Annotated in this window: 12 protein-coding genes; 11 read left to right on the forward strand and 1 reads right to left on the reverse strand. The window is 30.0% G+C overall.

Going from position 1 to position 15,124, the window contains the following annotated elements:
* Positions 1 to 182 precede the first annotated feature (182 nt).
* The gene (locus K5V21_RS11335) at positions 183 to 728 is read left to right on the forward strand and encodes a YdcF family protein (RefSeq protein WP_221861348.1); all 546 of its coding nucleotides are present in this window, start codon (positions 183 to 185) and stop codon (positions 726 to 728) included.
* A 29-nt stretch (positions 729 to 757) separates the two neighbouring features.
* On the opposite strand, the gene murC is transcribed toward K5V21_RS11335, so the two are convergent.
* Positions 758 to 2,134, reverse strand: coding sequence for a UDP-N-acetylmuramate--L-alanine ligase (gene murC / locus K5V21_RS11340; protein ID WP_221861349.1), 1,377 nt, complete (start codon positions 2,132 to 2,134; stop codon positions 758 to 760).
* 257 nt (positions 2,135 to 2,391) lie between these two features.
* On the opposite strand from murC, the gene purR reads away from it, so the two are divergent.
* The 10 genes from purR (at position 2,392) to K5V21_RS11390 (ending at position 14,983) form a co-directional block, all read left to right on the forward strand.
* Positions 2,392 to 3,207 carry a pur operon repressor gene (gene purR, locus K5V21_RS11345; RefSeq protein ID WP_204594085.1) on the forward strand — a complete coding sequence of 272 codons (816 nt, stop codon included), beginning with the start codon at positions 2,392 to 2,394 and terminating at the stop codon, positions 3,205 to 3,207.
* Between the two features lie 124 nt (positions 3,208 to 3,331).
* Positions 3,332 to 3,607, forward strand: coding sequence for a septation regulator SpoVG (gene spoVG / locus K5V21_RS11350; protein ID WP_204594084.1), 276 nt, complete (start codon positions 3,332 to 3,334; stop codon positions 3,605 to 3,607).
* Between the two features lie 205 nt (positions 3,608 to 3,812).
* Positions 3,813 to 5,183, forward strand: coding sequence for a bifunctional UDP-N-acetylglucosamine diphosphorylase/glucosamine-1-phosphate N-acetyltransferase GlmU (gene glmU / locus K5V21_RS11355; RefSeq protein WP_221861350.1), 1,371 nt, complete (start codon positions 3,813 to 3,815; stop codon positions 5,181 to 5,183).
* 58 nt (positions 5,184 to 5,241) lie between these two features.
* Positions 5,242 to 6,201, forward strand: coding sequence for a ribose-phosphate diphosphokinase (locus K5V21_RS11360; protein WP_204594082.1), 960 nt, complete (start codon positions 5,242 to 5,244; stop codon positions 6,199 to 6,201).
* Between the two features lie 214 nt (positions 6,202 to 6,415).
* Positions 6,416 to 7,102 (forward strand): response regulator transcription factor, encoded by a 687-nt coding sequence (locus K5V21_RS11365; protein WP_221861351.1) that lies wholly within the window; start codon positions 6,416 to 6,418, stop codon positions 7,100 to 7,102.
* The gene (locus K5V21_RS11370) at positions 7,103 to 8,521 is read left to right on the forward strand and encodes a sensor histidine kinase (protein ID WP_221861352.1); all 1,419 of its coding nucleotides are present in this window, start codon (positions 7,103 to 7,105) and stop codon (positions 8,519 to 8,521) included.
* Positions 8,522 to 8,535: 14 nt separating this feature from the next.
* Positions 8,536 to 9,627: a S1C family serine protease gene (locus K5V21_RS11375; protein ID WP_221861353.1), complete on the forward strand. Its 1,092-nt coding sequence runs from the start codon at positions 8,536 to 8,538 to the stop codon at positions 9,625 to 9,627.
* A gap of 134 nt (positions 9,628 to 9,761) precedes the next feature.
* Positions 9,762 to 10,337, forward strand: a complete 576-nt coding sequence (gene pth / locus K5V21_RS11380; RefSeq protein ID WP_221861354.1) for an aminoacyl-tRNA hydrolase — start codon at positions 9,762 to 9,764, stop codon at positions 10,335 to 10,337.
* Positions 10,338 to 10,351: 14 nt separating this feature from the next.
* Positions 10,352 to 13,864: a transcription-repair coupling factor gene (gene mfd / locus K5V21_RS11385; RefSeq protein WP_221861355.1), complete on the forward strand. Its 3,513-nt coding sequence runs from the start codon at positions 10,352 to 10,354 to the stop codon at positions 13,862 to 13,864.
* A gap of 105 nt (positions 13,865 to 13,969) precedes the next feature.
* Entirely contained in the window at positions 13,970 to 14,983 is a 1,014-nt protein-coding gene (locus K5V21_RS11390) for a peptidylprolyl isomerase (protein ID WP_221861356.1), read from the forward strand.
* The last annotated feature ends 141 nt before the right edge of the window (positions 14,984 to 15,124 follow it).

Raw genomic sequence — 15,124 nt, forward strand, 5'->3', positions numbered from 1 at the left:
ACTGCTTATAGCAAAAAGCATAATTTTTCATTTTGTCATATTAAATTATAGAATAAAATTAAACAAATTTAAATACAAAAATTAAATTTTAGCGAAATAAATAAAAAAATGGCGAATATAACCCAAATAGTATCTAAATGAATATATTAGTATATACTATTTCGTCTGGTAGGTGGTTTAAAATGATATTTATAGCATTTATTACAATAACAATATTAATAGTTTTAGATATTATCATTACTTCTTATAGAAGTAGAGGAGAAAAAAGTGATGTAATAGTGGTACTAGGATGCAATTTAGATAGCTTTTTTATGAGTCAAAGAATTGAAAAAACAATTGAGCTATACAAAAATAATATTGCACAGCATATTATTGTAACTGGAAAAGGAAGAGGAGAAATAACGGAAGCATTAGGGATGAAAGAGAAGCTTATAGCACTTGGAATACCTAGCGAATACATATATGTAGAAGAAAAAGCAATAAATACTTATGATAATTTGAAGTTTTCAAAAAATATAATGGATATAAATAATTTTAAAAGTGCTGTTATTGTTTCTGATGGTTATCATTTAGCTAGAATAAAAATGATTTGTAGGAATATAAAGTTAAAGGCAACTTTTGAAGGAAGGAATTGTAGTTACTATGGAAGGTATGAGGTATTTGCCATTATAAGAGAGATACCTGCATACATTAAAGATTTAATTATTAGCTTTGTTCACACAAAATAAAAAAAGTGGCTAGTTAGCCACTTTTTTTATTATTTTTCTAGGAATTTCTCCCCAACTATAACAACATCTCCAGCACCAACTGTTAGTAACATATCACCAGATTTTATATGTTGCTTTATATACTTTACAGCTTCATCATGAGAGTGTACATTAGTACATTTAACACCAGTAGCTCTTATAGCATCTCCTAATTCGTCAGAGGAAACAAGTCCAGTATCCTTCTCTCTTGCAGCATAAATATCCATCAGTACTAATTCATCTGTATCATTAAACGCTGTAGTAAAATCATCAAATAATGTTTTTGTTCTAGTATAAGTATGTGGTTGGAAAACACAGAATGTCTTTCCATGAGGTATCTTTTTAGCTGTATTTAGAGTAGCTTTTATTTCAACTGGGTGATGAGCATAGTCATCTATTACACTTACTCCATTAGCCTCGCCTTTGTACTCAAATCTCTTATGAGCCCCTCTACATTCAGCTAATCCTTCAGTTATATCATCGTATGAAAGGCCAAATATTAAACCAACACAAACGCTAGATAATGCATTTAATACATTATGCTTTCCAGGCATGTTTAATTTAAGATTGAATAATTCCTCTCCATCTTTACAAACTGTAAATGAAGCACATCCCATATTATTGTATTCAATATTTTTAGCTGTTACATTAGCGTTAGAGAAACCATAACTTAATACATTACAATCAGCTTCTTCTAAAATTTTAGCTACATTGCTATCTTCATTGTAGCCGATTAGGTATCCATCTTTAGGAATTAACTTTGAGAATTTTTTAAATGTTTCAGTAATATGATTTAAATCTCTATAATAGTCAAGGTGATCCGCATCTATATTTAGAATTATTCCTATGTATGGGAAGAATCTTAAGAATGACTCTTTATACTCACAAGCTTCTGTTACGAAATATTCGCTATTTCCTATTCTATAGTTACCACCAATTACATCAACTTCTCCACCAACAAGAATTGTTGGATCTAGATCAGCTTTAAGAGTTATATTTGTAATCATACTAGTAGTTGTTGTTTTACCATGAGTACCAGCAACTGCTACATTGTACTTATGCCCCTTCATGATATGTCCTAAGAATTCAGCTCTATCCATAAGATGAATATTCTTATTCTTAGCTTCTACAATTTCAGGATTATCCTGAGGGATAGCAGCAGTATACACAACTAAGTCAACATCTTGAATATTTTCTCTTCTATGACCTATATGAATTTCTGCACCTTTCGCTTTTAAGCTATTAGTGATGTTTGATTCTTTAGAATCAGAACCTGAAACTTTAAATCCATTATTTAAAAGCACAGCTGCAAGACCGCTCATGCTTATACCACCAATTCCTATAAAGTGAACTTTTTTATTAGTATCTTTTAAAAAATCAAATGACATGAAATCAACCCCTTTTTATTAGTTCATTTATAATTATATACATTTTTAATTAATTGAACACAACAAAACAATTAAGAATTAAAATTTTTTTAGAAAATAAACCCATATTTAAAAAGAATTTAAAAATAATTAATGTATAAGTAGTTAAAAAATATTGCACTGGGATAGAATATAGAATAAAATATGAATATTAAGATGGTAAAAAGTAAAAATAATTCGTACAAATTCGTACGATTATGGAAATGTAGGTGATTTTAATGGAAAAATTGAGTAGAAATAGTAGAGTTGTTGTAATAACAAAGATACTAATGGAAAATCCAAATAAAATTATTGGATTAAATAAATTTTCAGAATTATTAAATGCAGCAAAATCAACAATAAGTGAAGATATAGTTATAGTTAGAGAAATCTTAGAAAAACTTAAAATGGGAAGAGTAGAAACAATATCAGGTGCTGCTGGAGGTATAAGATACGTTCCAGAAATGAGTATTGAAAAAGGAAAAGAATTTGCGTTAGAATTATGTGATCTTTTAAAAGATGATGGAAGAGTAGTACCTGGAAATATAATTTATATGACAGATTTAATGTATAATCCTGAAATAATAAGCCGAGCAGGAACTATACTTTCATCATGGTTTGAGCAGATGGAGATAGATTATGTTATAACAGTTGAAACTAAGGGTATACCGTTAGCTTATGAAGTTGCTAGAAACTTAGGAGTTCAACTTGTAATAGCAAGAAGAGATAATCAGTTTACAGAAGGAACTACAATGACAATAAATTATGTATCAGGAACGAGTGGAAGACTTCAACAAATGTCCCTTTCAAAAAAATCAATGAAGAGTAATTCAAAATGTGTATTTATTGATGATTTTATGAAAGGTGGCGGAACTGCGCTTGGGATAAAAGACCTTTTAAAAGAGTTTGATAGTGAACTTGTTGGAATTGGTGTTTTAGTTGATAGTAAGGAAGCAAAGAAGAAGCTTGTTGATGAATATGTATCTATAGTAGAGCTTCACTCAGTTAGTGAATCATCAATAATAGATGTTCGTCCATCAAAAATATTAGAATAGAGTATATAGGTTACACCGAAGAGTAAAAAATAAATTATTTTTTAAAATATTTCCAAATAAAAAGAGGAAATTGCCAACTTATGGAGAATTATAATACCATCAAGGCAACTGGAGGTGTAGTCAAATGCAAATTACAGACGTTAGAATTAGAAAGATAGCTACGGATGGAAAAATGAAAGCAATAGTATCCATTACTTTTGATGACCAATTTGTGGTTCACGATATTAAGGTTATTGAAGGACAAAATGGATTATTTATCGCTATGCCAAGTAGAAAGACTCCTGATGGAGAGTTTAAGGATATCGCGCATCCTATAAACACAGACTCAAGAGAAACAATACAAACAGCTATTCTTGAAGCATATGATAAAGCGTTAACAGAAGACGCAAGTGCAGAATAATATTAAGACTTAAAATACTTCGAAATACGAATGTTGGAAAGTGAAAATTAAATATTGTAGGCAAATAATTTATTTAAAAGTTTACAAAGGTTGAAATACAAGATTGATTGAAATATAATAAAATAGAAATAGTTTGGTTTAATAATATAGATAGCAAATAATATATACTATTTAATAAAAAAAGTATCATAATAGAGGTGGTAAAGTGTATAAATGTGCATTAATACTTGCAGCAGGTCAAGGAAAGAGAATAAAATCTGATATTCCGAAGGTGCTACATAAAGTTTGCGGTAAGGAAATGGTTAACCATGTTATAGATAACATGAGAAAAGCAGAAATAGAAGATGTAAATGTAATAATCGGAAAAGGTGCTGAACTTGTAAAAGAAGGTACTAAAGATAGAATCGTTTCATATTCTATGCAAGAAGAACAACTAGGAACTGGACACGCGGTTAAGTGTGCGGCAGATTTCTTAAGAGGCAAAAAAGGAACTGTAGTAGTGTTTGCAGGTGACGCGCCATTAACAAAAAAGGCCACTATAGAAAACTTAATAAAAGAGCATGAGGAAAATAAAAATGCTGCTACATTATTAAGTGCGATGGTAGAAGATCCAACAGGATACGGAAGAATAATAAGAGATGAAGATGGCTATGTTTTAAAGATAGTTGAGCATAAAGATTGTAATGAAGATGAGCTATTAGTTAATGAAATGAATGCAGCTATGTATTGCTTTGATATAGAGGAATTAGTTAGTTCATTAGAAAAACTTTCAAATAATAATAACCAAGGAGAATATTATCTTACAGATGTAATTGGTATTCTTAAGGATGAAGGAAAGAAAATAGGAGCTGTTGTTACAGATTACGAAGATACAATAGGAGTAAATTCAAGAGCTCAATTAGCAGAAGCAGAAGAAATATTAAGAAATAGAATAAATGGGTTACATCTTGATAATGGAGTTACTCTAATAGATCCAAAAGCTACTTATATAGGTATAGATGTTGAAATTGGGAAGGACACAGTTATTTATCCTGGAACAATATTAGAAGGAAAAACTATAATCGGATCAAACTGCTTAATTATGCAAAATTGTAGAATTAAAGATAGTAAGATAAACGAAGGTGTTACTGTTGAATCATCAGTAATATTAGATAGTGAAATTGGAGATAACACAACAGTTGGACCATTCGCATATATAAGACCTGAAAGTAAGATAGGTTCAAAAGCGAGAATAGGTGATTTTGTAGAAATTAAAAAATCAACTATAGGAGATGGTACAAAGGTATCACATTTAACTTATATTGGAGATGCAGAAGTTGGATCAGGATGTAATTTTGGATGTGGAACAGTTGTAGTTAACTATGATGGTAAGGTAAAGAACAAGACAATAATAGGGGATCATAGCTTTATTGGATGTAATACTAACTTAGTTTCACCAGTAACAGTTCATGATAATACTTATATTGCTGCTGGTTCTACAATAACTAATGATGTTTTAGAAGGAGATCTTGCAATAGCTAGAGCTAAGCAAAGAAACATCAAAGGATGGGTAGAAAAAAAGGGACTAAAGAAGTAGATAATTAAAAATTTATATACAATTAAAGAGCTAAAGTTTGAGGAGGTCTTCATTAATTATGTTAAGTCATGTAAAGAATATAAAAATATTCACAGGGAACTCACACCCAGAATTAGCGCAAGAGATTGCTAAAATATTAGGACTAAAAGTAGGTGCTGGTGATGTAGGAACTTTTAGTGATGGAGAAATATCAGTAAATATCGGAGAAACTGTAAGAGGTGCTGACGTATTTATAGTACAATCAACTTGTTCACCTGTTAATAATAACTTAATGGAATTATTAATAATGATAGATGCATTTAAGAGAGCATCAGCAGGAAGAATAACAGCAGTTATGCCTTACTATGGATATGCAAGACAAGACAGAAAAGCTAAGTCAAGAGATCCAATAACTGCAAAACTAGTAGCAGATCTTTTAACTACAGCTGGAGCGGATAGAGTTCTAACAATGGATTTACATGCTGCTCAAATTCAAGGATATTTCAATATACCAGTTGATCACTTAGTTGGTTCACCAATCCTTTCAAGATATTTTGTAGACAAAGGATTAGCAGATCAAGACGATGTTGTAGTTGTATCACCTGACCTTGGAAGTGTTACAAGAGCTAGAAAATTTGCAGATAAATTACACGCACCAATAGCAATCATAGATAAAAGAAGACCTAAAGCAAATGTATCTGAAATAATGAATATTATTGGAGATGTTGAAGGAAAGAAATGTATTTTAATAGATGACATGATAGATACAGCTGGAACAATTGCAAATGCAGCAAATGCACTAAAGGAATTAGGAGCTAAAAATGTATATGCTTGTTGTACTCACGGAGTATTATCAGGTCCAGCATTTGAAAGAATAAATAATTCAGCAATAGAAGAATTAGTCATGTTAAATACAATCAAATTACCAGAGGGTGTAGATAAGGAAAAGTTCAAATCAATATCAGTAGCACCATTATTCGCAGAAGCAATAAAAAGAATATATGATGATGAACCAATAAGTAAATTATTTGAAGCTTAGGATTTATAGTACATAAATGGATAATAAATAATCATTTAAAACCTCTAGAAGATTAACTAGAGGTTTTAAATTTTATGAAAATAATGATTTATAGTTAATAATTTGTAACTTTTAGACAAAACTATATTAAAAAGTAATAAAAAATGATAAATTTATAATTGTTAGTTAACTGATATAATGGAAAGTTAACAATATTAAGCATGGAGGTGCCGAGATGGAAGGCGTTTTAGGAAAAGTATTAATAGTTGATGATGATGAAAATATTTGTGAAGTTATAAATATGTACGTTAAGAGTGCAGGATATGATACAAGAGTTGCACATAACGGAAAAGAAGCAGAAGAGTTATTTTTAGATTATAAACCTGACATAGTATTATTAGATGTTATGATACCAAACATAGATGGAATAGATGTATTAAAGTGGGTAAGAAAAGAAGGAACAACTCCTGTAATAATGCTTACAGCTAAGGGAGATACATTTGATAAAGTTTTAGCTTTAGAACTTGGAGCAGACGATTACATAGTTAAACCATTTGAACCAAAGGAATTACTAGCAAGAGTTAAGGCTGTAATGAGAAGATATACAGCAGATAACACAAATAAGGAAGTAATCCAATATAATGATTTAACAATTGATGCTAACTCATACAGAGTTATATATAGAAATAATGAAGTTAAAATGCCACCTAAAGAATTCGAACTATTATATTACTTAGCATGTAATAAAAATAGAGTATTCACAAGAGAACAGTTATTATGCGAAGTTTGGGGATATGATTATCCAGGAGATTCAAGAACTGTTGACGTTCACGTTAAGAGATTAAGAGAAAAACTTCACTCAGGAGATACATGGCAAATAGAAACTGTTTGGGGGGTTGGCTACAAATTCGAGGTGAAATAGATGAAAAAAAGTAGCTTAGCTTATAAGCTTATAATAACCTTTACTTTAATTTTAGCCATTGCATTAGTAATAGTTGCGGGAGTACTATCTATTTGGTTTAAAGGATACTACTTTGACCAAAAGAAAGATCAGCTTAATAAAGAAAGTACAATTATTGAGAGTGCAGCTATATCGTATCTAACGTTAGATAAAAGTTCAAATTTAACAACTCTAAAAAACGTAATGGATTTCGTTGGTAAATCAGTAGATGCAGAGATATTAATTACTGACAATTTAGGATACACATATGCGGTATCTAGTAGTGAGCATGAAAGTTATAAGTTTTCTAATCTGGGAATTCCTAAGGAAGATATGGATGTCTTAAAACAAGGTAAAGCTATAGAGTATGGTAGTATAAAAACTTCAACAAAAAATGATTATGTTTATTTAAAACCAATATTTAATAAGGATTATTTTAGTGGAGTTATAGTTATTGTAATACCTATAGATAGTATTCTTGATCCTATAATAAGAGTCAATGAAGTAATTTGGGTTACAGCTATAATTGCTATTATTTTAGGTGGAATAGTACTTTACTTATATAGTAAGAAATCATTAATAGAACCAATAGGTGAAGTGGCTACAGCCGCTAGAAGGTTAGCTAAAGGAAGTGTAGATCAAAGGATTGAGGTAAAAGCTAATAATGAAATAGGTGAGCTTGCACAATCATTTAATACAATGGCAGAATCACTTCAGCAGGTTGATGATAATAGAAGGGCATTTATATCAAACGTATCTCATGAACTTAGATCTCCGATAACATCAATAAAAGGTTTTATATCAGGAATTCTAGATGGAGTAATTCCTAGAGATAAAGAAGGATATTATCTTAATATTGTTTATGAAGAAACAGATAGATTATCAAGACTTATAAATGATTTATTAGATATATCGAGCTTAGAGGCAGGAAAGATAAAACTTAATAAACAAGAATTGGATATAAGTAACTTAATAAGGCATACTATTGCTAAATTTGAAGGATCAATAAATAATAAATGCCTAATCGTTGATGTTGTATTAGAGAAAGAGCATCAATATGTTATTGGTGATAATGATAGAATAACTCAAGTAGTTACAAATCTAATTGATAATGCTGTTAAGTATAGCCATGAAAATGGTAATATAAGAATTAACACCAAATCAAAGGGTGACAAGGTTTTTGTAAGCATTTACAATGATGGTGAAACCCTAACACAAGAGCAATTAGTTAAGATTTGGGATAGATTCTATAAGGCTGATGTTTCTAGAACAAATAAAGTAAGTACGGGACTTGGATTGCCAATAGTAAGATTGATACTTACAGAACATGGTGAAGATATTTGGGTTGAAAATTATAAAGATACTGGTGTTATATTTACATTTACTTTAACTAAAAAATAGGTTTGGTGATGTATATGAAAAATAGTAAAGATAAAAACGGTACTATAAATATAAAAAGTAAGAAGAAAATTATTACACAAAAAAGTCTTCTAATAGTATTAGTGGTGCTATTAGTAGCAGTGATGACTGGAATAATATCAGTAGAGTATGTTTTAAATAAATTAAATGTACGAAATATAAATGAAAATAATGATATAAGTAGCATAAAGACAGGGGCTATAACAGAAGGAAACATAAAAAAAGTTATAAGCGAAGTGGCTCCATCTTTAGTTACTGTAGGAGATAGTGTTAGTAATTTAGAACCACATAAGTTACCAAATACAAACTCAACTGGGGTTGTTATTGCAAAGGATGGGCTTATAGCAACTTCATATAGCAATATAAAAGATTATAAAAATATTTTTGTAGAATTACCTTCAAAAGGATTTAAACCGATGAAGGGAGTTTTGCTAGGATATAATAAGAATGCTGATATAGCATTAGTCAAAATATCAGCCAATGATTTAAACCCTATAAAGATATCTGCTGATAAATCCATAAAGCCTGGAAATATAGTTTATGCTTTAGGAAATTCAAATGGTGATAGCTATATTGGTCTTATTACCCCAGGGATAATAACATCAACAAACCATAATGTTAATGTTGAGGATAGCAACTATGAAGCAATTCAAACTAGTGCTATTATGAATGAAGAAAATTATGGTGGAGTTCTGTGTAATTCAAGTGGTGAACTTATTGGAATAAATAGTAAATATTTAACTGATAAGTATAGCAGAGATGGGTTGTTTTTTGCTGCAAGTAGTGAGGCAATGAAGGCTGTTACAAATGAAATAATAAAAGATGCAGATGTTTTAGGAATAAGAGGGTCAGAAGTTGAAGTCGATAATGAATATAAAAAAGGTTTCTATATTGAAAGTTTAAGTGAAGATGGAAAGGCTGCAAAGAGTGGACTTAAGCCTACGGATATAATATTGACGGCCAATGGGAAACCTATATTATCCTATGATGATTTAATTGATATTACTAAAAATTCTAAAAAAGACAAAAAGATAGAACTTCAAATTTTAAGAGATGGCAAAATGCAAAAATTGGATATGGCTATATAAATACCAAAGAGGCTTTTTTTGAAAGCCTCTTTATTATTGCAAAAATTTAGTATAATATTAAGTAGTATTTGAATAGATGTATGGTTATAGTGAAAAGATTATACTATATAAGTAAGCTAGAAAGAGGAGATTATATGTTTTTAATAGTTGGACTTGGAAATCCAGGTGATAAGTATGATAATACTAGACATAATATAGGGTTTGAAGCTATAGATTATATAGCTAAAAAGTATAATATAGATATAAATAGGAAAAAATTCAAAGGTGAATATGGAGAAGGATTTATAGGAAGTGAAAAGGTTATTCTTATGAAACCAACTACATATATGAATTTAAGTGGAGAGTGTGTAAGGGAAGTTATAGATTTTTATAAACTAACAAATGAGGATATATTAGTAATATACGATGATATAAGCCTAGATGTTGGAAGGCTTAGAATAAGAGAAAAAGGAAGTGCTGGTGGACATAATGGAATTAAGAGTATAATAGCACACCTTGGAAGTGATGAATTCTCAAGAATTAAAATAGGCGTAGGACAACCTAAAGGTGATTTAGTTAATCATGTATTAGGTAAATTCTCAAAAGAAGAAAATGAAATTTTAGAAGAAAGTTTAGAAACTACAAAACTTTCAGTGGATACAATTCTAAAAGAAGATACAAGTTCAGCAATGAATAAATATAATGGATTTAAGGCAAAGAAAAGTATTTAAGGAGGATGTATAACATGAGGTTACAAGGGTTAATGACGCCCTTAATTGAGAGTAGGGAATTTAATGAGATAAGTAATGATATAGATAATAAGAAATTTCCTTCTGCAATATATGGTTTATCTGAATCAGGTAGAACGTACTTAATAGATGCTCTATTTGAAAATTATGATAGATCATTAGTTGTAGTTACTCATAGTGATATTGAGGCAAAAAATTTATATGAAGATTTAAGTTTCTACTCTACAGAAGTCTATTATTTTCCAGTAAGAGAGGTTGTTTTCTATAATATAGATGCAATATCAGGAGACTTAAGGTGGGCTAGACTTAAGGTTATAAAAGAAATTTTAAATAAGAAGAAGAAAATAATAGTAACATCGATAGAAGCTTTTGCAGCAAATTACACTCCAAGGGAGTATTATGAAAAGCATAAAATTAAGTTGAGTGTAAATGATGAAACTAATTTCTCTAGTGTTAGTAGATTACTAATTGAAGGGGGATATGAGAGAGTTGAGATGGTGGAAGGTAAGGGAGAATTTGCTCTAAGAGGAGGTATACTTGATGTATATCCACCAGATTCAGCATACCCTTATAGAGTAGAATTATTTGGAGATGAAATTGATTCTATAAGAACCTTCAATGTAGAATCTCAAAGAAGTATAGAAAAAGTAAAGTCAGTAGATATTTTTCCTGCTAAGGAAATAATAATAGATGATGATGTTATAAGTTATGCTAAAGAGAATTTGAGAAATGAACTAAATAAATCTTTAGAGAGTAATAAAGATAAAGAAGTTAAGGAAAAGCTTTCTGAGATTATAAATAGAAATTTAGAAAGTTTAGTTCAGACTTCGAGTTTTGAAACTATAGACTCATATTTACCCTTCTTCTATGAAAAGCTTGAGAGTTTATTTGATTATTTTAAAGGGTACAATTTTATAATAGATGATACAACAAGAGTCCTTGGAAAACTAGAAGGAACTTATACTGAATTTAGAGAGAATTTTTCAATATTTCTTCAAAAGGGAAATATACTCCCAAAGCATTCAGAATTATTAATTGACTATAATAAAGTAGTAGATAAATTTGAAGAATCTAATTTGATAACTTTAGATACATTCCAAAAGAGTAGAGAGATATTTAGACCTCGTTCTATCACTAATATATCTCAATTAACCCTTCATAATTATCAAGGTCAATTAGATTTATTAATCGATGATATTAAAGATAAGAAAAATAAAGGTTTTAGAACACTAATCCTTTCAGGTACAAGAACGAGGGGAGAAAGATTAGTTGATACGTTAAGAGATAGAGATATAGAAAGTGTTTATAAAGATACTGTAGATAATATACAATGTGGAGAAGTTGTTATAACTTTTGGTAACCTTCTAAAGGGATTTGAATACCCGAATGAAAAAGTTTGTGTAATATCAGATAAAGAAGTCTTTGGTGAAGCAAAAAGAAAATTACCAAAGAAGAGAAAGCAAAGAAAGGGAGTATCAAAAATAAACTCCTTTGCAGAGCTTAAAATAGGAGATTATGTTGTCCACGTAAATCATGGGGTTGGAGTATATAAAGGTATAAAGCAAATAGAAGTATCAGGTAATACTAGAGATTATTTGGATATAGTATATCAAAAGGGAGATAAACTTTATGTACCAGTTGAGCAACTTGACCTTATACAGAAGTATATAGGTAGTGAAGGAAAGACTCCTAAGGTTAATAAATTAGGAGGAACTGAGTGGCAAAAGGCTAAAAGTAAAGTTAGAACTTCTATAAATGAAATAGCAAAGGATTTAGTAAAACTTTATGCCACAAGAGCTACACTAAAGGGATATAAATTCAGTAGGGATACAGAATGGCAAAGACAGTTTGAAGATGAATTCCCTTATGATGAAACTCCAGACCAACTAACATCTCTTGAGGAGATTAAGAAAGATATGGAATCACAAAAGTCTATGGATAGACTTCTTTGTGGTGATGTTGGATATGGTAAGACAGAAGTAGCTGTAAGAGCTGCATTTAAAGCTGTTATGGATGGAAAGCAAGTAGCATTCTTAGTTCCTACAACAATACTCGCAGAGCAACATTATAAAAATATGGTTAAGAGATTCTCAGATTTTCCTATAAAAATAGATATGATAAGTAGATTTAGGACTGCAAAACAGCAGAAAGCTACTATACAGGCAGCTAAAGAGGGAAATGTTGATATACTTATAGGAACACATAAACTTGTAGCTAAAGATATACAGTTTAAGGATTTAGGACTTCTTATAATTGATGAGGAGCAAAGATTCGGAGTTAAACAAAAAGAAAAAATAAAAGAGATTAAAAAGAATGTTGATGTACTAACACTTAGTGCAACACCAATTCCAAGAACCCTTCATATGTCTTTAACAGGAGCTCGTGATATTTCAGTGATAGAGACTCCGCCAGAAGAAAGATATCCTGTACAGACTTATGTTATAGAGCAAAATGATCAACTTATAAGAGATGCTATACTTAGGGAGATGAATAGAGGGGGTCAGGTTTTCTTTGTCTATAATAGAGTAGAAAGTATTGAAAGCATGGCAAACTATATTAAAGAATTAGTTCCTGAAAGTAGAGTAACATTTGCACATGGAAGAATGACAGAGAGACAACTTGAAACAGAAATGATGGATTTTGTAAATAAGGAGTATGATGTTTTAGTATGTACTACTATTATTGAAACAGGTATAGATATGCCAAATGTAAATACAATAATAGTTTATGATGCAGATAAGATGGGGCTTTCACAACTTTATCAATTAAGAGGAAGAGTTGGAAGATCTAATAAAATTGCATATGCATACCTTCTATATACTAAGGATAAAGTTTTAACAGAAGTAGCAGAAAAGAGACTTAAAGCATTAAAAGATTTTACGGAGCTAGGATCAGGCTTTAAGATTGCTATGAGAGATTTAGAAATAAGAGGTGCAGGAAATATGATGGGGTCTGCGCAGCATGGTCATATGGCCACTATAGGCTATGATTTATATTGCAGGATGCTTGAAGATACAATAAAGCTTATTAAGGGTGAAATCACAAAGGAACCTATTGAAACGACTGTTGATATTAAGGTAGATGCATATATTCCAGAAAGCTTCATAAAAGATGAAAATCAAAAGATTGAAGTATACAAGAAAATTGCCGCAATTGAAAGCTATGATGAATACATGGAGATTAAGGATGAGCTTGAGGATAGATATTCAGATATTCCAGATTCTGTTTATAATTTAATGGATATAGCTTATATAAAGAGTAAGGCTAGAGAGCTGAATGTAGAAGAGATAAAAGAAACTCCAAAAGGTATATTCTTTAAATTTGTAGAAGGTGATAAGGAATATGAAAAAGTATTTAAAGTTTTATTAGAAAAATATAAAAATAATGTTATACTTAAATTTGGAAATAACCCAGAATTTGAATTTAAGCAAAATAGTGTAAAAAAAGAAGAAACTTTACCATTCTTTAAGGAAATGTTAGACAATATTATAAAAGTAATAAATACTTAAAAGTTAAATAATTGAATTGAGGTTATAATATTGTTATACTTAAAACATGTGAAATTTTAGAAATAAATCGTTATAAAATAAAATTAGTGAAGTGAGGGAAAAAACGTGGGTAAGATTAAAAAGTTAGTAGCTCTAGGATTAGTTGCGATGGCTAGTATGTCATTTGCAGGATGTAAGATGATACAAAAAACTCCAGAAGCGATACAAAAAGAAACATTAGCTAAAGTTGGAGACCAAAAGATAACAAGACAAGACTTAACAGATGCAATGACATATTACTACAAACAATATGAACAACAATTTGGAAAAGATTATAGAAATAATGATCAAGTAAAAACTCAATTACAAGCTCAAGAAAAACAAATGCTAGAGAGTTTAGTAGATACAAAAGTAATAGTACAGGAAGCTGAAAAGAATAAATGGGTTCCAGCAAAAGAAGAGCTAGATAAGGAAGTAAATGCACAATTTGATAAAATGAAGACTGCATATAAGACAGAAGAAGAGTTCAAACAAGCATATCAACAAAGTGGACTTAAAGATGATGCTGCAGTTAAAGAAATGCTAAAAGAGAATATAATAGTAAAAGCAGCTCTTGATGATCATATATATAAAGATTTAAAAGTTAGTGATGAATCTATTAAAAAGTATTATGATGAAAATAAAGACTCATTTAAAGTAGATAAGGCTGGAGCTATGATATACAATATAGTTCTTCCGGATGAAAAGACAGCAGAAAAAGTAAGAAAAGAAATTTTAGATAAATCAACAACTTTTGAAAAGGCGGCTGCAAAGTATAATACTGATAATACTAAAACTACTGGTGGCTCATTAGGATATGTTGCTTATGATTCAACTCAATACCTACCAGAGTTTATGAGTGCTGCTAAGAAGCTTAAAAACGGTGAGATATCACAACCGGTGAAAACTAAGTATGGATATCACTTAATAAAAGTAGAAAATGTTATGGAAAAGCCAGGTATAATGCCACTTGATTATGTAAAGAGCAATATAAAAGATAATTTATTAAGTTCAGAACAGCAAAAGGCTTATACTGAAACTATTAAAAAGTGGAAAGATGAAATTGGAGTTAAAGTATACGAAGATAAACTTCAATCATAAATTATACATTTAAAGAACATCTAAATTGTTAGATGTTCTTTTTTTTTCTTTTAAATATTGGTTATATGTGCATAAAATTTCTATCTAGTTAAATAATAATAGTGCTACTAATTTTAACAGTATTTTATTAAGGAGGTTAAT

The sequence above is a fragment of the Clostridium sardiniense genome, assembly GCF_019753795.1.
GTDB lineage: Bacteria > Bacillota > Clostridia > Clostridiales > Clostridiaceae > Clostridium > Clostridium sardiniense.

Coding starts and splice junctions, on each gene's coding strand:
- pth (WP_221861354.1), top strand. CDS start 9,762: ATGTTTTTAATAGTTGGACTTGGAAATCCAGGTGATAAGTATGATAAT.
- K5V21_RS11335 (WP_221861348.1), top strand. CDS start 183: ATGATATTTATAGCATTTATTACAATAACAATATTAATAGTTTTAGAT.
- K5V21_RS11360 (WP_204594082.1), top strand. CDS start 5,242: ATGTTAAGTCATGTAAAGAATATAAAAATATTCACAGGGAACTCACAC.
- K5V21_RS11370 (WP_221861352.1), top strand. CDS start 7,103: ATGAAAAAAAGTAGCTTAGCTTATAAGCTTATAATAACCTTTACTTTA.
- spoVG (WP_204594084.1), top strand. CDS start 3,332: ATGCAAATTACAGACGTTAGAATTAGAAAGATAGCTACGGATGGAAAA.
- purR (WP_204594085.1), top strand. CDS start 2,392: ATGGAAAAATTGAGTAGAAATAGTAGAGTTGTTGTAATAACAAAGATA.
- mfd (WP_221861355.1), top strand. CDS start 10,352: ATGAGGTTACAAGGGTTAATGACGCCCTTAATTGAGAGTAGGGAATTT.
- K5V21_RS11365 (WP_221861351.1), top strand. CDS start 6,416: ATGGAAGGCGTTTTAGGAAAAGTATTAATAGTTGATGATGATGAAAAT.
- K5V21_RS11375 (WP_221861353.1), top strand. CDS start 8,536: ATGAAAAATAGTAAAGATAAAAACGGTACTATAAATATAAAAAGTAAG.
- murC (WP_221861349.1), bottom strand. CDS start 2,134: ATGTCATTTGATTTTTTAAAAGATACTAATAAAAAAGTTCACTTTATA.